The sequence below is a fragment of the Oscillibacter sp. KLE 1745 genome, from assembly GCF_000469445.2.
GTDB classification, from domain to species: Bacteria; Bacillota; Clostridia; order Oscillospirales; family Oscillospiraceae; genus Oscillibacter; species Oscillibacter welbionis.
On record NZ_KI271696.1, the window covers coordinates 8,632 to 31,034 of the forward strand.

21 protein-coding genes are annotated in these 22,403 nt (G+C 62.3%); 12 read left to right on the forward strand and 9 right to left on the reverse strand.

The annotated features are described in order from the left end of the window. The coding region (locus tag HMPREF1546_RS04180; RefSeq protein ID WP_021751725.1) for a substrate-binding domain-containing protein at positions 1-323 on the forward strand (323 nt) is incomplete at its 5' end. A gap of 62 nt (positions 324-385) precedes the next feature. Here HMPREF1546_RS04180 and HMPREF1546_RS04185 read toward each other — a convergent pair. Continuing rightward, positions 386-2,239 carry a peptidoglycan DD-metalloendopeptidase family protein gene (locus tag HMPREF1546_RS04185; protein ID WP_021750789.1) on the reverse strand — a complete coding sequence of 618 codons (1,854 nt, stop codon included), beginning with the start codon at positions 2,237-2,239 and terminating at the stop codon, positions 386-388. A 302-nt stretch (positions 2,240-2,541) separates the two neighbouring features. Between HMPREF1546_RS04185 and pta the strand changes: the two genes are divergently transcribed. Next, positions 2,542-3,522 (forward strand): phosphate acetyltransferase, encoded by a 981-nt coding sequence (gene pta / locus HMPREF1546_RS04190; protein WP_021750791.1) that lies wholly within the window; start codon positions 2,542-2,544, stop codon positions 3,520-3,522. A gap of 171 nt (positions 3,523-3,693) precedes the next feature. Then, on the forward strand, positions 3,694-4,476 hold the full coding sequence (locus tag HMPREF1546_RS04195; RefSeq protein ID WP_051319945.1) for a helix-turn-helix domain-containing protein: 783 nt from the start codon (positions 3,694-3,696) through the stop codon (positions 4,474-4,476). A gap of 77 nt (positions 4,477-4,553) precedes the next feature. On the opposite strand, the gene eno is transcribed toward HMPREF1546_RS04195, so the two are convergent. The 4 genes from eno to HMPREF1546_RS04215 form a co-directional block, all read right to left on the reverse strand. Continuing rightward, positions 4,554-5,855 carry a phosphopyruvate hydratase gene (eno, locus tag HMPREF1546_RS04200; protein ID WP_021750793.1) on the reverse strand — a complete coding sequence of 434 codons (1,302 nt, stop codon included), beginning with the start codon at positions 5,853-5,855 and terminating at the stop codon, positions 4,554-4,556. 158 nt (positions 5,856-6,013) lie between these two features. Further along, positions 6,014-6,658, reverse strand: a complete 645-nt coding sequence (locus tag HMPREF1546_RS04205; RefSeq protein ID WP_036627997.1) for a GNAT family N-acetyltransferase — start codon at positions 6,656-6,658, stop codon at positions 6,014-6,016. Between the two features lie 179 nt (positions 6,659-6,837). Beyond that, positions 6,838-8,961, reverse strand: a complete 2,124-nt coding sequence (locus HMPREF1546_RS04210; RefSeq protein WP_021750796.1) for a sodium-translocating pyrophosphatase — start codon at positions 8,959-8,961, stop codon at positions 6,838-6,840. Between the two features lie 298 nt (positions 8,962-9,259). Further along, positions 9,260-9,907, reverse strand: coding sequence for a hypothetical protein (locus HMPREF1546_RS04215; protein ID WP_021751727.1), 648 nt, complete (start codon positions 9,905-9,907; stop codon positions 9,260-9,262). Between the two features lie 769 nt (positions 9,908-10,676). On the opposite strand from HMPREF1546_RS04215, the gene HMPREF1546_RS04225 reads away from it, so the two are divergent. After that, a complete protein-coding gene (locus tag HMPREF1546_RS04225) occupies positions 10,677-11,537 on the forward strand; it encodes a metallophosphoesterase (protein WP_051319946.1) in 861 nt (286 codons plus the stop codon). Here the strand turns inward: HMPREF1546_RS04225 and HMPREF1546_RS18700 are convergent. Further along, a complete protein-coding gene (locus HMPREF1546_RS18700; RefSeq protein WP_156909668.1) occupies positions 11,534-11,689 on the reverse strand; it encodes a hypothetical protein in 156 nt (51 codons plus the stop codon). The two genes, HMPREF1546_RS04225 and HMPREF1546_RS18700, sit on opposite strands and share 4 nt — an antisense overlap. A gap of 103 nt (positions 11,690-11,792) precedes the next feature. Between HMPREF1546_RS18700 and HMPREF1546_RS04230 the strand changes: the two genes are divergently transcribed. Genes HMPREF1546_RS04230 through mnmG form a run of 3 tightly spaced genes read left to right on the forward strand, consistent with a single transcriptional unit; the run spans position 11,793 to position 14,123 of the window. Further along, a complete protein-coding gene (locus HMPREF1546_RS04230; RefSeq protein ID WP_021750803.1) occupies positions 11,793-12,005 on the forward strand; it encodes a helix-turn-helix domain-containing protein in 213 nt (70 codons plus the stop codon). A 24-nt stretch (positions 12,006-12,029) separates the two neighbouring features. Beyond that, the gene (locus HMPREF1546_RS04235) at positions 12,030-12,242 is read left to right on the forward strand and encodes a helix-turn-helix domain-containing protein (RefSeq protein ID WP_021750804.1); all 213 of its coding nucleotides are present in this window, start codon (positions 12,030-12,032) and stop codon (positions 12,240-12,242) included. 15 nt (positions 12,243-12,257) lie between these two features. Next, complete coding sequence (gene mnmG / locus HMPREF1546_RS04240; RefSeq protein WP_021750805.1) at positions 12,258-14,123, forward strand: tRNA uridine-5-carboxymethylaminomethyl(34) synthesis enzyme MnmG; 1,866 nt, start codon at positions 12,258-12,260, stop codon at positions 14,121-14,123. Here mnmG and HMPREF1546_RS04245 read toward each other — a convergent pair. After that, a complete protein-coding gene (locus tag HMPREF1546_RS04245; protein WP_021750806.1) occupies positions 14,108-14,356 on the reverse strand; it encodes a hypothetical protein in 249 nt (82 codons plus the stop codon). The genes mnmG and HMPREF1546_RS04245 overlap by 16 nt on opposite strands. 82 nt (positions 14,357-14,438) lie before the next feature. On the opposite strand from HMPREF1546_RS04245, the gene HMPREF1546_RS04250 reads away from it, so the two are divergent. The 4 genes from HMPREF1546_RS04250 (at position 14,439) to HMPREF1546_RS04265 (ending at position 17,469) form a co-directional block, all read left to right on the forward strand. After that, positions 14,439-14,660: a helix-turn-helix domain-containing protein gene (locus tag HMPREF1546_RS04250; RefSeq protein WP_021750807.1), complete on the forward strand. Its 222-nt coding sequence runs from the start codon at positions 14,439-14,441 to the stop codon at positions 14,658-14,660. A gap of 67 nt (positions 14,661-14,727) precedes the next feature. After that, a complete protein-coding gene (locus HMPREF1546_RS04255; protein WP_021750808.1) occupies positions 14,728-15,402 on the forward strand; it encodes a cyclase family protein in 675 nt (224 codons plus the stop codon). After that, the gene (locus HMPREF1546_RS04260) at positions 15,399-16,727 is read left to right on the forward strand and encodes a Mur ligase family protein (protein WP_021750809.1); all 1,329 of its coding nucleotides are present in this window, start codon (positions 15,399-15,401) and stop codon (positions 16,725-16,727) included. The genes HMPREF1546_RS04255 and HMPREF1546_RS04260 overlap by 4 nt, the downstream gene beginning before the upstream one ends. A 4-nt stretch (positions 16,728-16,731) precedes the next feature. Beyond that, positions 16,732-17,469 carry a type 1 glutamine amidotransferase gene (locus tag HMPREF1546_RS04265; protein ID WP_021750810.1) on the forward strand — a complete coding sequence of 246 codons (738 nt, stop codon included), beginning with the start codon at positions 16,732-16,734 and terminating at the stop codon, positions 17,467-17,469. A 180-nt stretch (positions 17,470-17,649) separates the two neighbouring features. Here the strand turns inward: HMPREF1546_RS04265 and HMPREF1546_RS04270 are convergent, their stop codons facing one another. Next, entirely contained in the window at positions 17,650-19,653 is a 2,004-nt protein-coding gene (locus HMPREF1546_RS04270) for a sulfatase-like hydrolase/transferase (RefSeq protein ID WP_051319947.1), read from the reverse strand. Positions 19,654-19,883: 230 nt separating this feature from the next. On the opposite strand from HMPREF1546_RS04270, the gene HMPREF1546_RS04275 reads away from it, so the two are divergent. Further along, complete coding sequence (locus tag HMPREF1546_RS04275) at positions 19,884-21,602, forward strand: hypothetical protein (RefSeq protein WP_021750812.1); 1,719 nt, start codon at positions 19,884-19,886, stop codon at positions 21,600-21,602. Between the two features lie 175 nt (positions 21,603-21,777). Here HMPREF1546_RS04275 and HMPREF1546_RS04280 read toward each other — a convergent pair. Further along, on the reverse strand, positions 21,778-22,403 hold a 626-nt coding region (locus HMPREF1546_RS04280; protein WP_021751729.1), incomplete at its 5' end, for a thiamine pyrophosphate-dependent enzyme.

The window sequence follows — 22,403 nt, forward strand, 5'->3', positions numbered from 1 at the left end:
CCCGCCCCTTCCCGCAGACGGCGGTCTTCGCTCCCTCCGACGCCATGGCCCTGGGTGTCCTCCAGGCGGCAGACGAGCTGGGACTGGACATTCCCGGCCGGATCTCCCTGCTGGGCTATGACGATATCGAATACGCCTCCCTGCCGAAAATCCGCCTCAGCACTCTGGCCCAGCCCACCGGGGCCCTGGCAGAGAGCGCTGTGCGGCTGCTGCTGGAGCTGATCGACTCCGGCGGGCCGGGGGAGGTCACCCACAAGCTGATCGCCCCCCGGCTGGTAGAGCGCAGCACCTGCTGCTCTCCGCAGCAGAGGACCGCGGTCTAACGGCCCGGGCATCCGAACAAAACAAGCCCCCGGCTGAAAAGCCGGGGGCTCGCTTATACTGCTCAGGGAAGATAGTTCAGCGGGTTGCGGGCCACGCCGTTGTAACGGACCTCGAAGTGGCAGTGATTGCCGGTGGAGTTGCCGGTGGAGCCCACCCGTGCGATCTGCTGGCCCTTGTAGACGTGGTCGCCCACGGAGACCGTCAGGCTGCTGTTGTGACCGTACCGGGTCACATAGCCGTTACCGTGGTTGATCTCCACCAGGTAGCCGTAGCCGCCCATCCAGCCGGAGTAGGTGACTGTGCCGCCGTCCGCCGCGTAGACCGGCGTGCCGTACGGCCCGGCAATATCGATGCCCTGATGGTTGGTGGAGCCAATGCCGCCGGGAGAGGACCGTCCGCCGAAGCGGGAGGTGATCCGGCCGCTGATGGGCCACCGGAACGTGCCGGTGGGCAGCCAGGTGGGCCGCTCCTTCGTGCCCTGGAGCCGCTGCTCCGTCACGGGCTCCTTCAGGGTGACAGAGGAGAGGATCGTCCGCTCCGTCTCCACACCGTTGACATAGGTGACGTTGGCCACCACGTCGGCGGCGCCGTACTCACCGGGGGAAGTCACCTGATAGTCGCCCTTGTACAGATAGGCAGAGTCCGTGTACTCCACATCATACATGACGTCTTCCACGTAGTATTCCCGCTGCTTCACTGTCACTGTAAGATAGGGGACGGCCTCCGACAGCGTCAGCACCTCACCGATCTGGATCTTGTCGATGTTGTAGCCGGGGTTCAGCGCCAGCAGTTCCTTGGAGGTCATTCCGTGATCCTCCGCGATCTCGGACCAGGTGTCACCCGCCTTCACGGTGTACGTGGTCTCAGCGGTCTTCGTGCTGTACAGCAGCTCCGCCAGATACCCCAGGTTCATCACCTTTTCCGTGGGCACGTACTCCTGCTTGATCTCCACATCCTCCGCAAATTCGCAGGAGATGGTGTTCTCGTCCGCGGTGCTGCTCTGGAGCTGGCTCAGCAGCTCCTCCAGTGCGCCCTCATAGGGGGTCGCGCCCACCAGCTCACCGTCCACATACAGACTGTACGCCTGGGTGACCAGACCGATCTGCTGGGACAGGTCCTCCTCCAGCGTCGTCTCGTCTACCACGTCCTGCCGCAGCAGCAGGCCGGAGGAATACTGCAGCAGGGAGTCGTCGATGGTGTAGCTCTCCCCCAGCGTCCGGGCGGTGACCGCCTCCAGGTCCGACGCGGCCTCCTCCGCTGCGGATTGGGAGCCCACAGCGGCAATCACCTCGCCGTCGTACAAAACCGTCGTCCCGAAGGTGTAGACGGAGAAGAACAACCCGATGGCAGCAGCCACGCAGCCGCCGCACAGCAGCATCGCTGGATGCAGGCGCCAGCGGTGCCCCAGCTTGGCCCGCAGGGCAGAGACCCGCTCACGCCGCTGCTTCCGGCTGGCGCGGATCCGTTCGCCCAGCAGCCCCCCCAGAGTGGGCAGCATTCCCCAGGCCAGCAGAAGCAACTGCACAGGAAGCCGCTCAGACTCCGGGAACCGCTTTGCCTTTTTCTCCCGTACCAGACGCCGCCAGTGGCGGCGGGTATTCTTGGCCTTTTCCGCCAGCGCCTGGCAGCCGGTCACCACAGGGCTGATCTCCCCCTCCGTGTCCTGCCAGGACTGCACAGCCTGCGGCAGCCTCCGGCGCCGGGGCTCTGTCCGTCGGGACGGACCAGCGGGCTCCTCTCCCCACTCGGGGATCAAGGGCTTCACCGCCGTCGGTGCGGATACGGGCTCCGGCTGCACCTCCGGGGGCTTGGGCGGACACTTCCTCTCCCGCTCCGCCTGTCCGGCAGCCAGACGCTTGCCGCCGCGGCGGGACTGCCGGGCGGCATGATCGCTTTTCTGAATATGTTCGCTCATATCGTCTCCGTAAAATCCAGCGAAATAGTTACAATTTGTTACCGTTTGTAATCATACGCCATTTCCCGCTTCCAGTCAAGTCTAAAATTGTTAAAAAAGTTCTTCAATTTCTTGTGTTTCCATCAATTTCCGCACCACAGCATCTGGTAGGGTCCCACACTTTTGCCAGAAGCGCCCTGCTGCCGGGCGCAAATTTTTGTGATGATATTTTGATTTTCCAATTGACCCCGACGGCGAGTTGTGTATAATGAGAATAGTCTAAATACGTTCCCAAATCTGTACGTTTTTGGAGGAAATCAGAGATGTTTGAATTTTTGATCAAAAAGCTGAAGGCCCATCCCCGGAAGATTGTCTTCACTGAGGGCACGGATCCCCGCATTCTGGAGGCGTCCGCCCGCTTGCTGTCCGGTACCTTCCTGACCCCTGTGCTGGTGGGCAATCTCGACGAGATCCAGGCCGCTGCCGAGGAAGCCGGCTTCAACATCCGGGGCGCTGAGATCATTGATCCCGAGGCCTTCCCCGACATGGAGAAGATGGTCTCCACCCTGGTGGAGCTGCGCAAGGGCAAGATGAGTGAGGAGGAGTGCCGCAAGCTCCTCAAGCAGGCCAACTACTTCGGCACCATGCTGGTGAAGATGGGCTATGCCGACGCTCTGCTGGGCGGCGCCACCTATTCCACCGCCGACACGGTCCGTCCCGCCCTGCAGATCATCAAGACCAAGCCCGGCAACAAGATCGTGTCCTCCTGCTTCATTCTGGTCCGCGCCAATGGCGTCGGCGAGAACGAGGTCCTGGCTATGGGGGACTGCGCCATCAACATCAAGCCCACCGAGGACGAGCTGGTGGAGATTGGTCTGGAGACTGCCCAGACCGCCAAGATCTTCGGCATCGATCCCAAGGTTGCTTACCTCAGCTATTCTACCTTGGGTTCCGGCAAGGGCGAGGACGTGGACAAAATGCGCAACGCCTGCAACAAGCTGAAGGCTCTGGCCCCCGACCTGGACGTGGACGGCGAGCTGCAGTTCGACGCCGCCGTTTCTCCCCGTGTGGCCCATACCAAGTGCCCTGACTCCAAGGTGGCCGGCCATGCCAACACCTTCATCTTCCCGGACATCAACGCCGGCAACATCGGCTACAAGATCGCCCAGCGCCTGGGCTCCTTTGATGCCTACGGCCCCATCCTGCAGGGTCTGAACGCCCCCATCAACGACCTGTCCCGCGGCTGCAACGCTCTGGAGGTCTACTCCATGGCCATCATCACTGCCGGCCTGTGCGAGGACTGATTGCCGTACATCCCATTTTCCATACAGCAGACAGCGGCGGACGCTTTCTCGGTCCGCCGCTGTTTTTTTGTTCATTGCAACCGGCGGTTGCGGAATCGCCAAGGGACCTTGATGGACAATCCCGCCGCCCTCTGCTATGATGGTCGCAGAATTGAAGCGGGAGGCGAGACCATGACCTTGGGAGAGCGGCTGATCCAACTGCGAGCAAAAGCAGGGCTCAGTCAGGATACCCTGGCGGAGCAGCTGGGAGTATCCCGGCAGTCTGTCAGCAAGTGGGAAAACGACGCCAGCGTACCGGATTTGGAGAAGTTGGTGAAACTGAGTGGAGTGTTCGGCGTGTCTCTGGATGAACTGGTGAAGGGAGAGGGCCCGGATTCGGCGGCCCCCGTCGTAAAGGCCGGCGTGACGGCAGAGGAACTTCGGCTCCACCGGCAGAGGCTGGTGGGGATCGCGTTTTTTCTTTCCGCCGTGGTGCTCTATTCCTATGCGCTAACCGGGCCAATCGCGGTGTGGCCGCTACTCATGTGCGGAACCGCCTGTTTGTTCCGCAGGAAGTTTTTAGCCATCATCTGCAGCTGGGGTGTATGGCTGGCGCTTTTTTCGATTTTTGGCCCCAGTTTGATGTGGCTTCCTTCCGGCAACTCTGTCACCTGGATGGCCGCCTTCTGGCTGACCATTGCGTTGTTGTTCCTGACGGTTCAAACCATTCGCCGTCCCCCGCCCGTCCCTGTTTGCTGGCTGCTTCTGGTCGCCTTTGCGCTCCAATATGCCGGTACCCGCAGCATTTGGACGTCCATCCATCGTCCGGGTCTGCTCCAGTTCTTTCTGCTTCGTTCGGGTGGAAAGTTCCTGATACTGTATTGGTTGGTGATGCTTCTTCTGGTGTCCGTCTATACCATACGAGAATTCGTTGTTTCCCACCGGCATTCCACCGGGAATCTATCCAAATCGTAAATTTTTTTGCAATAATTCCTTTTCGTATTAAAAACAAAGCCGCCCTGTCGGGCGGCTTTGCACTTTGCTTTCGCTGCTTACTTCAGGTTGAAGAACGCCTTCATGCCGGGATACTGCGCCACGTCGCCCAGCTCCTCCTCGATGCGGAGCAGCTGGTTGTACTTAGCCACCCGGTCGGTGCGGCTGGGGGCGCCGGTCTTGATCTGGCCCGCGTTGACGGCCACGGCGATGTCGGCGATGGTGGCGTCCTCGGTCTCGCCGGAGCGGTGGGACACGATGGCGGTGTAGCCGGCCCGGTTGGCCATCTGGATGGCGTCCAGGGTCTCGGTCAGGGTGCCGATCTGGTTGACCTTGATAAGGATGGCGTTGCCCACCTGCTTCTCAATGCCGGTGGCCAGACGCTCCACGTTGGTGACGAACAGGTCGTCGCCCACCAGCTGAACCCGATCGCCGATGGCCTTGGTCAGCATGGCCCAGCCCTCCCAGTCGGTCTCGGCCATGCCGTCCTCCAGGGAGATGATGGGATAGTTGTCGGCAAACTTCTTCCACATGTTCACCAGCTGCTGCTGGGTCAGCTTCTTGCCGGACTTGGGCTGGACATAGCACTTCTGCTCCTCGTCCCACCACTCGGAGGAGGCGGCGTCGATGGCGATCTTGAAGTCCTCGCCGGGCTTGTAGCCCGCGGCCTCGATGGCCTGGACAATGACCTTCAGGGCGTCCTCATCCTTCTTCAGATTGGGGGCGTAGCCGCCCTCGTCGCCCACACCGGCAGCGGGAGTGCCGTTCTCCTTCAGCACAGCCTTCAGGGCGTGAAACACCTCGGCACAGCGGCGCAGGGCCTCCCGGAAGGAGGGGGCGGAGACAGGCATAATCATGAACTCCTGGATCTCCACATTGTTGGTGGCGTGGGCGCCGCCGTTGAGGATGTTCATCATAGGCACGGGCAGCTGCTTGGCGTTGACGCCGCCGATATAGCTGTACAGGCTGGCGCCCAGGCTCTCGGCCGCCGCCTTGGCGCAGGCCAGGGACGCGCCCAGGATGGCGTTGGCACCCAGGCGGGACTTGTTGGGGGTGCCGTCCAGGTCGATCAGGGCCTTGTCGATGGAGGTCTGATCCAGGACATTCATGCCGATCAGGCACTCGGCGATCTCGGTGTTGACGTTCTCCACAGCCTTTTCCACGCCCTTGCCGTTGTAGCGGCCCTTGTCGCCGTCCCGCAGCTCGCAGGCCTCATAGATGCCGGTGGAAGCGCCGGAGGGCACGGCGGCGCGGCCCATAGTGCCGTCCTCCAAATAGACCTCCACTTCCACAGTGGGGTTGCCCCGGCTGTCTAGGATCTCCCGGCCCAGGACGTCGACAATCTCAATGATCTGCTTCATAGAACTCGTTCTCCTTTATTAAAATTATAAGACAGAATCATGCGGGCGCGTTCCTCCCAAGGGAGGGCCCACCAGGGATTTCCGGTGCTATTATATCGGTAATCGTTTACTCTGTCAAGCAAACCGGATATTTCCAGTGAAAAAAGTGCGCACTCCTGTCACAGAAGGACGGCGCTGCTGAGAATCTCAAAGGCCTCCTGACAGGGCAGGCGCTTTTTCTCCATGGGCGGCAGGCTGTCGTCAAACCGGCGGGCTTCCGCTTCGTCAAACACAAACGCCGGGCTCTGGCGGTATATCCAGCTTTTTCCCGCCAGGGTGCCGGGCTCCAGTTCCTTCACCAGCATCGCGGCGGGATACGTCCCGTCCTCCAGATGGACCCGGTGCTTTTTGCAGCTTTGGAAGCCGCGGCCCACGTAGTTGTTGGGATCGCCGAAGATCACAATAGCCTCGTACCCCATGGCGGACGCCCGCCGGAAGGACTCCTCCATCAGCAGCCTGCCATAGCCCCGGCGCTGCAGTCCCGGTCGGATACAGACTGGTCCAAAGGTCAGGATGCCCTTCTCCTTCCCTGCCTCGTCCACCAGTGTGCTCTTCGTGTACATGATATTGCCGACCACACGGCCGTCCAGCTCCAGCACCAGGTCCAACTCCGGCAGAAAATCCGGGTGGGGCCGGATGGCGTGGGCCAGGTAGTGCTCCGTGCATCCTGGCGTGTAGAGGTTGTAAAACGCCTGCCGGATGATGTCCTCCACCTGCTGGTAATCGCTCACCCGCTCCGGGCGGATCGTGATGTTCTTCTCCATATCGGTTCCTCCCTGCATGAATTGGCGCCCTGCGGGCGCAGTCTGCACAGCTTGTCCTGCTCTCTATTATATGTCTCTTTCGGCTGCACGCAATGGTGGGCAGTGATTTTTTTCGTCCGGAGTGAAAGCTGGCGCGAAAAAGCGCCTCCCGCAAAAGCGGGAGGCGCCGAATCGAAAACTCACAGGAGGTTCATCAGGTTGAAGCTCAGGATCAGGCCGGAGAACACGATGGACACCGTGGAGCACAGCTTGATGAGGATATTCAGGGACGGGCCGGAGGTGTCCTTGAAGGGGTCACCCACCGTATCGCCCACGACGGCGGCCTTGTGGCACTCGGAGCCCTTGCCGCCGTGGTGGCCGCCCTCAATATACTTCTTGGCGTTGTCCCAGGCACCGCCGGCGTTGGACATGAACACCGCCATGGCAAAGCCGGTGACGGACACGCCGCCCAGCAGGCCCACCACGCCGGTGGGGCCCAGCACCAGGCCGGTAGCCAGAGGCACGATGATGGCCAGCAGGGCCGGCACCACCATCTCATGCAGGGCGCCCTTGGTGCACAGGGACACGCAGGAGGCATAGTCCGGGTCTGCCTTGTACTCCATGATGCCCGCGATCTCCTTGAACTGGCGGCGGACCTCCACCACGATGGACTGGGCCGCCTTCTGCACCGCGCTCATGGTGAAGGCGGAGAAGACGAAGGTCAGCATGGCGCCGATGAACATGCCCACCAGCACCGTGGGGCTGGTCAGGGTGAAGTTCAGCATCTCCTCCGTGTTCTCCTGGACGATGTTCACGTAGCTGACCAGCAGGGCCAGGGCCGTCAGGGAGGCGGAGCCGATGGCGAAGCCCTTGCCGGTGGCGGCGGTGGTGTTGCCCAGGGAGTCCAGGGCGTCGGTCCGCTCCCGGACGCTCTCCGGCAGGCCGCTCATCTCCGCGATGCCGCCGGCGTTATCTGCCACGGGGCCGTAGGCGTCCGTAGCCAGGGTGATGCCCAGGGTGGACAGCATACCCACGCCGGCGATGCCGATGCCGTACAGGCCCTGGTTGAAGGCCGCAGTAAAGGCGCCGGCCTCATCCACGATCTCCATGCTGCCGCCGGCGGCGAAGTAGCTGACCAGCACCGCAGCCGCCACGATCAGGATGGAGGTCAGAGTGGACTTCAGACCCAGGGAGATGCCGCCGATGATGATGGTGGCGGAGCCGGTTTCGGAGGCGGCCGCCAGCTCCTGAGTGGGCTTATAGGTATCAGAGGTGTAATACTCGGTGAAGTAGCCGATGGCGCAGCCGCCGATCAGACCGCAGAGGATGGCCACATAAACGCCCATGTGCCCATCCAGAATGAAATAGGTCAGGGGCGCCGCCAGGATGGCGGAGAGAACAGCGGCGGTGTAAGTGCCGGTCCGCAGGCTCTTCAGCAGGGACTGCTGGGTGGCGTTCTCCTTAGTCTTCACCAGGAAGGAGCCGATGATGGAGCAGATGATGCCGCACACGGCCAGGGCCACGGGCAGCAGCAGGCCGCCCCAGCCGTAGCCGCCCACAGCGCCCAAGGCGAAGGTTGCCAGGATAGAGCCCACATAGCTCTCATACAGGTCCGCGCCCATGCCGGCCACATCGCCCACGTTGTCGCCCACATTGTCGGCGATGGTGGCGGGGTTCCGGGGATCGTCCTCGGGGATTCCGGCCTCAACTTTGCCCACCAGGTCGGCGCCCACGTCGGCGGCCTTGGTGTAGATGCCGCCGCCCACACGGGCGAACAGAGCCATGAAGGAGGCGCCCATGCCGTTCATCACCATGATATTGCCCAGGGACACCGGATCATTGATGCCGAAGGCATAGCGCAGCAGGAAAAACCAGATCGTGATGTCCAGCATGCCCAGGCCCACCACGGTGAAGCCCATGACGGAACCGGAGGAGAACGCCACCCGCAGGCCCTTGTTCAGGCTCTCGGAGGCCGCCTGGGCCGTCCGGGCATTGGAGTTTGTGGCGATCTTCATGCCGATGAAGCCCGCCAGCATGGACCAGATGCCGCCGGTGAGGAACGCGAAGGGAGTGAACTGCGAGAGCATCTTCCCGCCGGAACCGAAAGCAATAATCAGCAGGAGGATGAACACCACCAGAAACACCTTGAACACTGTGGTGTACTGGTGCTTCAGATAGGCGTTTGCGCCCTCACGGATGGAGGCGGCGATCTTCCGCATCTTCTCGTTCCCCTCCGAGAAGGACATCACGCGGCTGCGCTGCAGCCACGCGAAGAGCAGTGCGATAGCCGCCCCGACAAATCCGATCCAGAAAAGGTCTTCCATGTTTCTCCGCTCCTTTGCAGTTGTATTTGTATACGGTACGTATATTTTAACATAGCCCGGAAATTTTTCAAGAAAATATTAGGTAATTTTGCGTGCAGACAGCTACGTTTTCGCGTTTTCCACAAAGTTCCTGTTTTTTGGCTCCCACTTTTCATTCATTTGGGCAGATTGCCTCTTTACAGGACGCCTAACCTGAAATCCGGCGAATTTTTTTGTGAAAAATGCCCTCAAACCGCAGTCTGAGGGCCGTATACAGCAATATGGTTCTGATTTTGAGCTGCAACCCATCCAGCTCTGCTCAATAGATCAAGTGGAAATCGGTGAAGACCCAGCGGTCTTCCAGAAATTCATAGGGGAATGCATAGGACTCCACCCCTGTCACGGTAGAGCCGCCGTCTGCCAGCAGATCCACCTCTACTATGACAGAGTATCCCGCCTGGCCGTACGGCTTGATCTGGATGTCCGCCTGACCCTTGGACTCGTCCCGCTCCCGGCTGGTAGGCAGAACATACAGGGCCCCGTCCACATCCTGATACAGGGGATGGGCTCCGCCGGAGGCCAGCAGCGCATCCACCAGCTCCTCTGAAAACAGGCCCCGCAGATAGGCCCGCAGGTCTGCCAGATTTTCCATGCCCGGGTACTCCACCGGATAGTAAAGCCAGCCGTCTATGGTCTGCGTCTTCTCTCCGCAGGGCAGCGTCTCCAGGCTGAACCAGCCGTACGCCTCCTCCGCCCGGAAATAGGCCGCCTGGATCTCCTCGTCCGTCAGGGGACGGGCCTGACCCTCCAGCCTGACGGCGGACAGACCGCCCTCCGCATCCGGTGCAGAGGCCTCCGCAAAAACGGAAGGCGCTTCTCCCGCCGCCCCCTCGTCCGCGGCGGGCCCGCCGCACCCGGCCAGCGCCCACAGCGCCAGTGCCAGAAACAGCACGCTCCACCTCTTCATAGCTTCCTCTCTCCTTCTCCCAAACGGGCCGCCGGCACTGCGGGGCCCACAGCCGCAAGGCTCTCCTCTCTGGTATCAGCGTATCACAGTTTTCAGAAAAATGCCATTCATTTTTTTACTTTTTTCTGTTTTTTCGACAGTTTTTTTGAAAAAGCCGCAAAAATGCCGCCCGGAACATTCCAGGCGGCAGAGGAGATCGGTCTCCCCGGGGAACTGCATATCGTCAGCGGAGCGAACCACATCCGCGGAAACTGTCAAGCGCCGGGCCGAAAAAAGAAAAATCCACGCCTCCGGCGTGGCTCTCCATCGGATTCCGTTCTCACCGCTCGCTGTGCTTCCAGCCGGCGTCCGTAAAGATCAGGTCGTCCACATCGTCGAGATCCCGCCAATTCCAATTCATCATACTGCTCCCTCCTTTCTCTCTGAGGATTACAGAATTCAGTATAGCAGGGTGGGCAGCCGTCTGCAAGGGCAGGAATATACAGTTTACATAAAATTTTTGCAAAGTTTTTGTGCAGGATTCTTCTCCCAGTAGGCCGAAACCATACGGAAGCCACCCGCCATTTCCGTCTTCTTTGTGTATTTTTCCACTCGTCATGTCCATACTATTTATGGTATAATAGCCGCGAAGCGGCTATTATACTGGCCGGGCATCTGCTCCGCGCCTGCGGAGGCGCCTTTTTGCAGCGCCCGCGCTTCCTACATTCGGATTTGCTTTTTCCACGTCTCGGACGTGCTGCGTTCCGCGGCGGAGGAGGCCGCGTTCACCATGCCCAAGCATCCCAAGCGCCGCACCCGGCGGAACCTGGCCGTGCTGGCCCTGTCCGCCCTGTGCCTGACCGGATTTCTCTACTGGGACAACACCGCTCTGCAGGTGACCCGGTTTGACCCTGTCTTTTCCGATCTGCCCGCCGGTTTTGATGGCTGCCGGATCGTGGTCCTCAGCGACCTCCACGGCGCCTCGTTCGGTGCGCACAACGCGGACCTGCTGGCGGCTGTGGCCGCGGAGCAGCCGGAGTACATCTTTTTTCTGGGGGATCTGGAGGACAAGTACCGGGGGCCGGAGGACGGCTACCCGGCGGAGACCGCCCGGGGACTTTCTGCCATTGCCCCCACCTACTACGTCACCGGCAACCACGAGTGGGCCGTGGGCGGAGTGCCGGCGCTGAAGGAAATCCTCACCGCCAACGGCGTCACGGTGTTGTCCAACCAATTCGTGCCCCTGGAGCGGAACGGGGACACCATTGTCCTGGCGGGCATCGACGATCCCAACGGCTACGCCGACCAGAAGACGCCGGAGGAGCTGGCCGCCGAGGTCTACGCCGCCTGCGGCGACCCCTTCTGGATCCTGCTGGCCCACCGGAACAACCGGTTTGCGCGCCAGTACAGCCTGCTGGGGGCGGATCTGGTGTGCTCCGGCCATGCCCACGGCGGCATCGTCCGCCTGCCCGGGACGGACGGGCTGTTCTCCCACGACCTGGACCTGTTTCCCTCCTATACCGCCGGGCTGTATGAAGAAAACGGCTCCGTGCTGTTCGTCACCCGGGGCCTGGGGAATTCCGGGCCCTCCTTCCGGGTGTTCAACCGCCCGGAAATCGCTGTGCTGACGCTGCGCCGGGCGGAGGGCTAGTCCCGGCGGCAGGCTTCCGAGAGCCGCAGGCCCAGGGCAAGGCCCTGGCAAAAGCAGAACAGCCCATAGCCCCGGACCGGGTCCTCCCGCAGATACTCCGGCCACTGGCCCGGGTCCGGAGCCGGGCCCCAGGCGAGGAAGAGTTCTTCCATGGTATCAGGTATTTCCTGCATGATAAATCCCCTTCCAAAAATACAGTTATATGTGCTATCATTGGAATAGTACATAGTTATCTGTGTGTCAAGGAGGTATTGCATGTTTTCCGAGAAAATTCGCCAGCTCCGGAAAGATCGCCATCTGACCCAGGCAGAGGTGGCCAAGGAGGTCGGCCTGTCCGCCCGGGGCTATCAGGACCTGGAGCTGGGCGCCAAGCCCCGGTATGACGCGCTGCTGCACATCGCGGACTTCTACGGCGTGTCCGCAGACTGGCTGATGGGCCGCACGGACAACCCTGCTGTGAATCGCTGAAAAAGGAACTGCGGGAGGTCCAATATGTTTGCCGATAAAATTCGAGTCCTTCGTAAAGAGAAAAAGCTGACCCAGGCAGAAGTCGCCAAGGAGGTCGGCCTGTCCGCCCGGGGCTATCAGGACCTGGAGCTGGGCGCCAAGCCCCGGTATGACGCGCTGCTCCACATCGCGGACTTCTACGATGTGTCCGTGGACTGGCTGATGGGCCGCACGGACAATCCCCATGCACACCGATGAAAGGATTTCCACCTTATGACTGAATTCCTCGCCGGACAATTTGATATCGCCGTGATCGGCGCGGGCCACGCCGGGATCGAGGCGGCGCTGGCCGCCGCCCGGCTGGGGATGGAGACCATCGTCTTCACCATCAATCTGGATGCGGTGGGCAACATGCCCTGCAACCCTGCTATCGGCGGCACCGGCAAGGGCCATCTGGTCCGGGAGCTGGACGCCCTGGGGGGCGAGATGGCGAAGGCCGCCGACGCGTGCTGCATCCAGTACCGGCTGCTGAACAAGGGAAAGGGCCCCGCCGTCTGGTCCCTCCGGGCCCAGGCGGACCGGCGGCGTTATCAGGAGTACATGAAGCACACCCTGGAGCAGCAGGACCATCTGACGGTCCGCCAGGGCGAGGTGGTGGAGGTCCGCACGGAGAACGGCGCGGTTTCCGCCGTGGTGCTGGCCACCGGGGCGGTGTTCTCCGTGAAGGCCGTGATCCTGGCCACCGGCACATATCTGGCGGGCCGCACCATCGTGGGCGAGTGCGTGGAGGAATCCGGCCCCGACGGGATGCACGCCGCCGGACGGCTGACGGACTCCCTGCTGAAGCTGGGCCTGCCCCTGCGGCGGTTCAAGACCGGCACCCCGCCCCGGGTCAACGCCAGGAGCGTGGACTTTGACGAGATGGAGCTCCAGCCCGGCGATGCCTTGCCGGTCCCCTTTTCATACGGCACCCAATCCCCGCCGGAGAATCGGGCGGTCTGCTGGCTCACCTGGACCACGGAGGAGACGCTCCGGATCGTCCGGGAGAATCTGGACCGGGCGCCCATGTACTCCGGCGTCATTGAGGGGGTGGGCCCCCGCTACTGCCCCTCCTTTGAGACCAAGGTGGTCCGGTTCCCGGACAAGCTCCGCCACCAGCTGTTTGTGGAGCCCATGGGCCTCAACACTGAAGAATTGTACATCCAGGGCTTCTCCTCCTCCATGCCGGAGGAGGTGCAGATCCGGATGCTCCGCAGCGTGCCGGGCCTGCGCCATGCCGTGATGACCCGGCCTGCCTACGCCATCGAATACGACTGCATCGACCCCCTGGCCCTGCGGCCCACCCTGGAGTGCAAGGCTGTGCCGGGCCTATACGGTGCCGGGCAGTTCAACGGTTCTTCCGGGTACGAGGAGGCGGCGGTCCAGGGCTTTGCGGCCGGGGTCAACGCCGTGCGGAAGCTGCGGGGCGAGTGCGATTTCATCCTCTCCCGGTCGGAGAGCTACATCGGCACCCTCATCGACGATCTCGTCACCAAGGGCACCAACGAGCCCTACCGGATGATGACCTCCCGCAGCGAATACCGCCTGCTCCTCCGGCAGGACAACGCCGACCAGCGGCTGACCCGCCGGGGGTACGACATCGGCCTGGTGCCGGAGGCGCGTCTGCGGGCCGTGGAGGCAAAGTACGACGCCGTGGCCCGGGAGATCGCCCGGCTGACCCACACCGGCGTCTCCCCCTCCCCCGCCCTGGCTGCGTTTTTGGCGGAAAAGGGCACGGCGGACGCCCCGGATGGCTGTCCCCTGGTTGCCCTGCTGCGGCGGCCCCAGCTCACCTACGCGGACCTGGCCCCCTTCGACCCGGACCGGCCGGACCTGCCGGCAGACGTGGCGGAGCAGGTGGAGATCAGCGTGAAGTACGAGGGGTACATCCAGCGCCAGCAGAAACAGGTGGAGGACTTCCGGAAAATGGAGCGGCGCCGCCTGCCGCCGGATCTGGACTATTCCTCCATCCAGGGGCTGCGGCTGGAGGCCCGTGAAAAGCTGAACGCCGTCCGCCCGGCGGACCTGGGGCAGGCCTCCCGGATCTCCGGCGTCAGCCCTGCCGACGTGACGGCGCTGATGATCTATCTGGAGCGGTAGTGCGGCGCCTGCCCCTGCTCCACTCCCAGGGCCAGGCCCAGCTGGAGGCCTCTGGCAAAGGCCGCGGTACACCATTGGAGACGCAGGCCCGCCACCTGGTCGAACAGGCCGAGGCGGATGTCCTCCGGCGCGGCGGCCAGCACCTCCTCCAGCACATGGTCCTGGAAGAGCGGCTCCTGGCACAGCGCCGCCTCTGCGTACTCGTCATAGAGCCATTCGTAAATTTCTTTCACAAGCGCCCTCCTTTCACGATATTATATATCGTGTTTATTGTAACACGAGATCTTGTATCAGTCAATAGAAAGGGACCCCTCTATGGATGTGATTCTGCCTATTTTTTCCCAGCGCCTGAAGCAGCTGCGCAGGGACCGCAAGATCACGCAGAAGGCGATGGCCGAGCTGCTTGGAAAAACCGAGCGCCATTATCAGGCAATCGAGGCCGGATGCATCAACGTCCCCGCCACACAGCTGATCTTTTTGGCCGGATATTTTCAAACAAGCGTGGACTACCTGCTGGGCCTCTCGGACCAGCGGTAACGCGCTCTCCCAGAACTTAGAAAAAGCACCATGCCCCGCCGCATGGAAGGAAAGGAAGCTCCCGCCCATGATTATCGACCTGACCCACACCATCACGCCGGAGATGCCCATGTATCCCGGCTCCGCCGCCCCCTCCATCAAGCCCACCGGCTCCCTGACCCGGGACGGGTTCCGGGAGACCCAGTTGACCATCGCCTCCCACACCGGTACCCACATGGACGCCCCGTCCCACATGCTTCCCCGGGGCTCCACGCTGGAGGTGCTGCCCGCCTCCCAGTTCTGCGGCCGGGCCGTGGTGCTGGACGTATCGGACCTGCCGCCCCGGAGCGTCATCACCGCCGACTACCTCCGGGAGCAGAACGGGACCATCCGCTCGGCGGATTTCGTGCTGTTCTACACCGGCTGGGAGCGGAAGTGGGGCACCGGCGCCTATTATGACGACGATTTCCCCGTGCCGGACCAGGAGGCGGCCAAATATCTGGTTTCCTGCGGCCTCAAGGGCGTGGGGACCGACGCCCTCAGCGTGGACACCCTGCGGGATCAGCAGTTCCTGGCCCACAAAACTCTGCTGGACGGCGGTCTGGTGATCCTGGAGAGCCTGTGCCTGAAAAAGGTCGTGGGGCGCACCGACCTGATGCTTTTCGCACTGCCCCTGAAATTTGAGAACGCCGACGGCGCGCCGGTGCGCGCCATCGCGGAATTCCGGGACTTCCCGGAGGAAAAGGAGATGGAGGCGCTTTGAGAAAGTTTCTGGCCATCCTGGTGTGCAAGCTGGGCCGCGCCGTGGGCAAGCTGGTGGGCAAGGGCAGCTCTATGCCCGGCAAATTCGCCCTGAAGATCTGCCCCGATATCCTCGCCCGGGTCCAGCTGCCCAGCCACATCATCGCCGTCACCGGCTCCAACGGCAAAACCTCCACCGTGGAGATGATCGCCGCCATCCTGCGGGCCGGGGGCAAAACCGTGGTCTACAATGAAGAGGGCTCCAACCAGATCGAGGGCGTCACCACGCTGGTGCTGACCCACGCGTCTCTCACGGGCCGGGTGCGGGCGGATGTGCTGCTGATCGAGTCCGACGAGCGGTACGCAGCCCAGAGCTTCCGGTACTTCCACCCCACGGAGTTCGTCATCACCAATCTCTACCGGGACCAGCTGACCCGGAACGGCCATCCGGAGTGGGTGTATGACGCCATTCTCCCGGCCCTCCATCCGGAGACGGAGCTGATCCTGAACGCCGACGATCCCCTGTCCAGCTGCTTTGCCCGGGGACGGGACAGGGTGAAGTGGTTCGGCCTGGACCGCTGCCCCTCCGACACCGCGTCCCCCACCGGCGTGTACCACGACGGGGCCTGCTGTCCGGTGTGCCATGCCCCCATGGAATATGACTACGTCCACTACAACCACATCGGCGCTTTCCGCTGCACGAAATGCGGCCATCACAAGCCCGCCACGGACTACACCGCCACGGCGCTGGACCTGGGCCGGGGCACCCTGACCATCGACAGCTCCATCACCATCCAGCTGGCCTTCCGCAGCATCTACAACGTCTACAACATCCTGGCGGCCTATGCCGCCTGCCGGGAGTGCGGCGTGGCGGCGGACACCGCCGCCGGGGTCATCAACAACTACATCCTGAAGAACGGACGGATGCAGAAATTCACCCTGGGGGAGCACCGGGGGATGCTGCTAACCAGCAAGCATGAGAACTCCATCGCCTACGACACGAACCTCCGCTACATCCGCGCCGCCCAGGAGCCCTGCACCGTCCTGGTGATCGTGGACGCGGTGAGCCGGAAGTACTTCACCAGCGAGACCAGCTGGCTGTGGGACATCGACTTCGACCAGCTGAACGCCCCCCAGGTGCAGCGGATCATCCTCTCCGGCCGGTACTGCAACGATCTGGCGGAGCGGTTCTCCTTCACGGACATTCCCCGGGAAAAGGTCACGGTCCAGGCGGACATCCCCGCCGCGGCGGCGGAGCTGAAGGCGGACGGCAGTGAAAACGTATACGTGGTCACCTGCTTCTCGGACCGGGACAAGATTCTCTCCCAGGTGGTAAAGGAGGCGTGAGGACATGGAACTGAAGATCATCCACTTTTATCCGGATCTCATGAGCCTCTACGGCAGCTATGCCAATGTGTCCGTCCTGCGGCGGTATCTGGAGGCCCTGGGCTGCGCCGTCACGGTGCAGGCCGTCGTCCCGGGGGAGGGCGCAGACATCACCAGCGCCGACTTTCTCTTTATGGGAGCCGGCACGGAGCGGGCCCAGCGGTTTGCGGCGGAGGACTTCGCCCGGTATAGCGCGGCGGTGAAGGCCGCGGCAGAGGACGGCACCGCCATGCTGTTCGCCGGCACAGCTATGGAGCTCTTAGGCGCCTCTGTCACCGACAGGGACGGGGACACGTATCCCGGCATCGGTCTGGCCTCTTTCACCACGGTCCAGGGCAAGCGGCGGATCGTAGGGGATGTGTACGGCGTTACAGCCCTGTTTCCGGAGGCCGTGGTGGGCTTCATGAACAAGTGTGGCCAAATCCGCGGCGTGGAGGCGCCGCTGCTCACCGGTCTCTCTCTAGGCTTCGGCAATGAGGCGGAGAAGGGCCCGGAGGGCTTCCACTGGAAGAACGTGTTCGCCTCTGAGCTCACCGGGCCAGTTCTGGTAAAGAACCCCCGGCTGCTGGAGGCTGTGGCGGACGCCATCTGTACCCGGCGGGGCATTTCCCTGCCAGAGGAGCGGCCGTCCTTCCCCTATGCAGAGGCGGGCTACGCCATCACAGCAGAGCAGTTGAAGCTGCGGGCCGAGGCCCGGCAGTGATTGCAGGGAGAATCCGCCAGGACGGCCGCCTGTGGGCGGCCGTCCTGTTTTTTGCAGAGGCCCGCCGGGGCCGTGCGCATCCAACTCCAGCCACAGACTGACGCAGGGAAGCGCGACCATGGGGGACATTGCCCGGAAAACGGACCGGGGAGCGGTTACAAGCCGCTCCCCGGTCTTATTTTATTCCGTATTGCTTAAAACCTCATTGTGCTTATCCACCACGCTGATCTCCAAATCCCGGTAATCCGCGGTGTTCGGCTCCTCCGTCACCCGCAGCAGCCAGGGGGCCTCATACTCCGTATCCAGCAGCTGCCCATTCTGTGTCACCACACAGTAAGGTGTAAAATTCTCTCCCAGGATGAACCAGTCCCCCGCCCGCTGCTCCATACCGGTGATCTCGATGGGCACCATGCCCATCTCCATCTCCGTGGGTCTGTAGCGGGCCTCGCCCTCATAGCAGTATCCTTTTCCATAGAGGGCGTCATATTGCAGCATCCGCAGGTCCGCCCGGTATGTAGGCTCCTCCCGGCAGGTCTGCTGGAAGGCGGTCATCAGCCCGGTGGTGATGCCCAGGCGACCCAGCACAGTGGCGGAGAGCTGATAGGCCGCCAGGGGCTCGTCCTGCTGTTCCAGCCCAAAGTTGTCCCAGATGATGTACTCTGTGCGGTAGAGGCTGCTGCTCTCCATGTTCTCGGCCTCCAGCCCCAGCGCCGGCAGGTGGTCGCCGTAGAGCACCAGCACCGTCCGCTCGTCCCGGGCCTCCAGCTCCTGGATCAGATCCCCCACAAAGGCGTCCATCTCATGAATCTGGTTCACATAATACTCCAAAGCCCAGCGGTACGCCTCATCGGGGCACGCTTCTACCGTGACGGCCGGGTCCTCCAGCTCCGGCTCCATGGGGTATTTGCCGTGGCCCTGCACAGAGACCGTGAACACCAGATCCGCCTGGTCCTCCGTCACATCCAGCGCCTGGAGGATCTGGTCCTTCAGCACACCGTCCTTAGCCCAGTTGGTGGGCGTCTTCTCCACCGCAGGCATATACTCCAGGGCGGTAAAATCATCAAAGCCCAGATTGGGATAGACCTCGTTCCGGCTGTAAAAGGCCGCCCGGTGATTGTGGATGGCATGGGTCGCGTAGCCATTTTCCTTCAGGTCGTAGGCCACAGACTCCACGGTCTGATCCTTCAGGCAGGTCTGGAAGGGGTACTCCCCGGGTCCGAAGAACCGGCTGCTCATACCGGTAAGCACCTCGAACTCTGTATTGGCTGTGCCCGCGCCCACCACCGGCACCGTCAGATAGCCGGAGGAATACGCTTCCTTCAGCGCCGTCCAGTTGGGCACCGGATCCTCCGACAGCTCCAGGCCCTGGATCATGGATGGATCAATATAGGACTCCAGCTGGATGAAGATCACATTCACATCCGTCTGCGGATCGGCGGAGAGCGCCGCCGTCTTCTCCTCCACCGACCGGACAATATCCGCCACCGCCTTCTGGCTGTAATTGGCCGGGCGGCGGATCCCCCGGTTCAGCCAGGTCTGCAGGAAGCAGTAGGAAAAGCCGTAGTCCTCGTAGGCAAAGGCCAAGTTGGCAAACTGGTCTGACAGGTTGCCTGTGAAAAAGGCCAGGGCGCATCCGCCGCCCATCAGGGCGCCGGAGACCGCCATCGCTCCGATGCCGGTGAGAATCCGGGTCCGCAGCGGACAGCTGCTGCGGGGCCCCTTCCAGAACAGCAGCACCAGCCCTGCGGCCACCAGCACCAGCGCCGCGATCAGCAGAATGATGTAGCCGGTGGAGAGATAGTTGGGGACCGTGTCCAGCCCCGTTTCAAACACCGTCAGATCCGCCACGGTGAAGGGCGTCATGCGGTTGAGGAGGATGAACCCGTTCACGCCGCCGCAGATCAGCCACAAGAAGGACACCAATGCGCACCAGAACGCCCGCCGCCGCAGAAAAAAGGCGGGGCAGAGCGTCAGCAGTACAATCAGGAAATTCACCAGAAATGCCAGCGGTTCCTCCGTCATAAAGCGCCAAAAGCTGGCGGGCCCATCTGTGAAGCTCTTGTGATTGAACAGCTCCACCACGACGGTGACCGCTAAAGCCAGCAGCGGAAGATACAGGAACGCTCTGCGTTCCTGTCGATGCCGTTCGGCATCCGCGGCCGCCGGCGGCAATGTCTGTTGCATCGGAATAACCTTCTTTCTTTTCATAGATTTTTTATTATAGCGCCTTTCCCTCTGCAATTCCATGAATTTTTTGCGAACTTTTTTCTTTTTCTTTTCTAAAATTTCATCTGATTTTGAAGAAAGTCTCCCTGCTCCATCGTATTGGAAACTGCGGCGGAAACCTCTTGACAGGCGGCCCCGTTTGTATTATTGTACTATCGTAATAGTACATCGAGAGGAGCGGATTTCATTTGCAGCAGCGATCCAAGTTCATTCAAAGAACCAGCGCTCTGGCGCTGGCGGCGGTCCTGGCACTCGGCATGGGTGTTCAGGCGGCCGGACCGGGCACATCCACAGTGGATGACCGGCGGGAGGACCTGACCATGTTTTATGAGACGCTGAAAGACAGACATCCGGATCTTTTTGCCAACACGCCGGAGGAGACCTTCCTGGCCCGCAAAGCAGAGCTTACAGAGCATCTGGACACCGCAAGCGACGTAGAATTTCTCTTCGGCCTGCAGAGTCTGGCCGCGCTTGTGGGCGACTCCCACACCAGCGTCCAGGTGGCGGACAGCGTGGTGGACCAGCTGAATGCCTATCCCATGGTGCTGTCCTGGCGGGACGGGCACTGGTACCTGACCACAGTTCCGGCTGAGGAACAGGATCTACTGGGCGCGGAGGTCACCGCCATAGGCGGCCGCTCTATGGCAGAGGTGGTGGAGACCTTTGGCCGCGTGCTCAGTGCCGACAACCCGGTGAAGCTGCGGCGGCAGTACCGGCAGGTGTGCAATGTGGCGGATTACTACGCCTATCTGGGTCTGGCAAAGGCGGGTGAGCCTCTGGCCCTCACCCTGGCTGACGGCAAGACCGTCTCCATCGCTCCCATGCCCTACCTCTCCCTGGGAGAGGCGGAAATTGTCCAGCTAGGCGCTGAGGTGCCCCAGCCCGCCACTGCCCGCCAGAAGTGCAATTACTGCGCACTTCCGCTGAGCGGGCAGGTCTACTATATCCAGTACAACGTCTGCCAGGAGGACCCGGCGCTGCCCATGGAGGACTTTGCCGCCCAGGTACAGGCGGACCTGGAGGCCGGAGGTTACAGCCGCGTTCTCGTGGACCTGCGGAACAACGGCGGCGGGTCAGACGGCGTAATCTGGCCTCTGCTGTCCGTCCTGCGTCAGGAGATGGATGATGGGACCGAGGTGGTGGGACTCATCGGAGAGGCCACCTTCTCCTCTGCCATCATCAATGCCGTAGAGCTGCAGGAAATGGGCATCCCGCTGGTGGGAGAGCCTGCCAGCGGCAGCGTGGACCACTTTGGCTCCGTCAGTGGCTTTTCTCTGCCCAACTCCGGCATCCAGATTGATGTCTCCTCCAAATACATCGACCTGGGCACCCTGCTGGACGCCGACGCCGGACGGGGCGTGGAGTCTCTGGAGCCGGATATCGCCGTTCCCCAAACCATGGCGGATACCCTGGCGGGCAGAGACACCGCTGTGGAGTGGCTGCTGGCCCATCCGGAGACGCTGGAACAGCGGGAATACCCGGATGCGCCGCTCACCCGGGGGCGGTTCGTGGGGCTGCTGTATGCTGCGGCCGGGTCCCCTGCCGCAGCGGCGGAGGCCGGTTTCCAGGATCTGCTGGGCATCGAGTGGTTCCTGCCGGCGGTGAACTGGGCCGCGGAGACCGGCGTCACCGGCGGTACGGCGGAGGGCGCCTTTGCGGCCGCACGGCACCTCACCTGGCAGGAAGCCGCCGTCTTTCTCGTCCGCACTGCGGAGGCCCTGGGGCTAGAGCCGGAGGCTGTCCGCACCGCGCCTCTGCCCGATGCGCTGGCGGAGGGTGCCTGGGACCAAACCGCTCTGGAACTGGCCTGGGAATGGGGCCTGCTTCCGGAAGACGCGGGCAGCGCCGCCGAAATCGCTCGGGTCCAGGGCGGGGCCATGGCGGATGCCTTTGCGGCCCTGCTGTAACCCCACGAATCGTCTGACCAGAAACAGCCCCCGAACGCTGCGGCGTCCGGGGGCTGTCTCAACCTCTCTGACGGCGGTGTGCCGCTGTTCTCTGCCGGGCTGTCTTCCAGGCGCACGTCCCGGCAGAGAAAAGGACCGCGGGATAACTCCCGCGGTCCTCTGATATGGTATATGCTTACTCGCTGTACATGGCCTTCAGCTTCAGCAGGTGCTGATAGCGATCCATGGCAGCTTTCTCGTTGCGCTGGAACAGCTCGCCGGCGCGGTCGGGGAACTCGCGGGTCAGACGGCTGTACCGGGCCTCGTTCATCAGGAACTCCTGATAGCCGCCAGCCGGCTCCTTGGAGTCCAGCGTGAACTTGGCACCCTCAGCGGCGGGGTTGAAGCGGAACAGGTTCCAGTAGCCGCACTCCACAGCCTTCTTCATTTCCTTCTGGCAGTTCATCATGCCGCCCTTGATGGAGTGCATCTCGCAGGGGGCGTAGCCGATAATCAGGGACGGGCCGGGATAAGCCTCGGCCTCCTGAATGGCCTTCAGGGTCTGGGCGGGGTTGGCACCCATGGCCACCTGAGCCACGTAGATATAGCCGTAACTCATGGCGATCTCCGCCAGGGACTTTTTCTTGATCTCCTTGCCGGCCGCGGCGAACTGCGCCACCTGGCCGATGTTGGACGCCTTGGAGGCCTGGCCACCGGTATTGGAGTACACCTCGGTATCAAAGACGAAGACATTCACATCGTTGCCGGAGGCCAGGACGTGGTCCAGACCGCCGAAGCCGATGTCGTAGGCCCAGCCGTCGC

What these genes read in the sequence shown, in the direction of transcription:
- HMPREF1546_RS04270 (WP_051319947.1), bottom strand. Translation starts at nt 19,653, where the DNA reads ATGCAACAGACATTGCCGCCGGCGGCCGCGGATGCCGAACGGCATCGA.
- HMPREF1546_RS04230 (WP_021750803.1), top strand. Translation starts at nt 11,793, where the DNA reads ATGTTTTCCGAGAAAATTCGCCAGCTCCGGAAAGATCGCCATCTGACC.
- HMPREF1546_RS04250 (WP_021750807.1), top strand. Translation starts at nt 14,439, where the DNA reads ATGGATGTGATTCTGCCTATTTTTTCCCAGCGCCTGAAGCAGCTGCGC.
- HMPREF1546_RS18700 (WP_156909668.1), bottom strand. Translation starts at nt 11,689, where the DNA reads ATGGAAGAACTCTTCCTCGCCTGGGGCCCGGCTCCGGACCCGGGCCAG.
- eno (WP_021750793.1), bottom strand. Translation starts at nt 5,855, where the DNA reads ATGAAGCAGATCATTGAGATTGTCGACGTCCTGGGCCGGGAGATCCTA.
- HMPREF1546_RS04225 (WP_051319946.1), top strand. Translation starts at nt 10,677, where the DNA reads ATGCCCAAGCATCCCAAGCGCCGCACCCGGCGGAACCTGGCCGTGCTG.
- mnmG (WP_021750805.1), top strand. Translation starts at nt 12,258, where the DNA reads ATGACTGAATTCCTCGCCGGACAATTTGATATCGCCGTGATCGGCGCG.
- pta (WP_021750791.1), top strand. Translation starts at nt 2,542, where the DNA reads ATGTTTGAATTTTTGATCAAAAAGCTGAAGGCCCATCCCCGGAAGATT.
- HMPREF1546_RS04210 (WP_021750796.1), bottom strand. Translation starts at nt 8,961, where the DNA reads ATGGAAGACCTTTTCTGGATCGGATTTGTCGGGGCGGCTATCGCACTG.
- HMPREF1546_RS04255 (WP_021750808.1), top strand. Translation starts at nt 14,728, where the DNA reads ATGATTATCGACCTGACCCACACCATCACGCCGGAGATGCCCATGTAT.
- HMPREF1546_RS04195 (WP_051319945.1), top strand. Translation starts at nt 3,694, where the DNA reads ATGACCTTGGGAGAGCGGCTGATCCAACTGCGAGCAAAAGCAGGGCTC.
- HMPREF1546_RS04265 (WP_021750810.1), top strand. Translation starts at nt 16,732, where the DNA reads ATGGAACTGAAGATCATCCACTTTTATCCGGATCTCATGAGCCTCTAC.
- HMPREF1546_RS04215 (WP_021751727.1), bottom strand. Translation starts at nt 9,907, where the DNA reads ATGAAGAGGTGGAGCGTGCTGTTTCTGGCACTGGCGCTGTGGGCGCTG.
- HMPREF1546_RS04185 (WP_021750789.1), bottom strand. Translation starts at nt 2,239, where the DNA reads ATGAGCGAACATATTCAGAAAAGCGATCATGCCGCCCGGCAGTCCCGC.
- HMPREF1546_RS04205 (WP_036627997.1), bottom strand. Translation starts at nt 6,658, where the DNA reads ATGGAGAAGAACATCACGATCCGCCCGGAGCGGGTGAGCGATTACCAG.
- HMPREF1546_RS04235 (WP_021750804.1), top strand. Translation starts at nt 12,030, where the DNA reads ATGTTTGCCGATAAAATTCGAGTCCTTCGTAAAGAGAAAAAGCTGACC.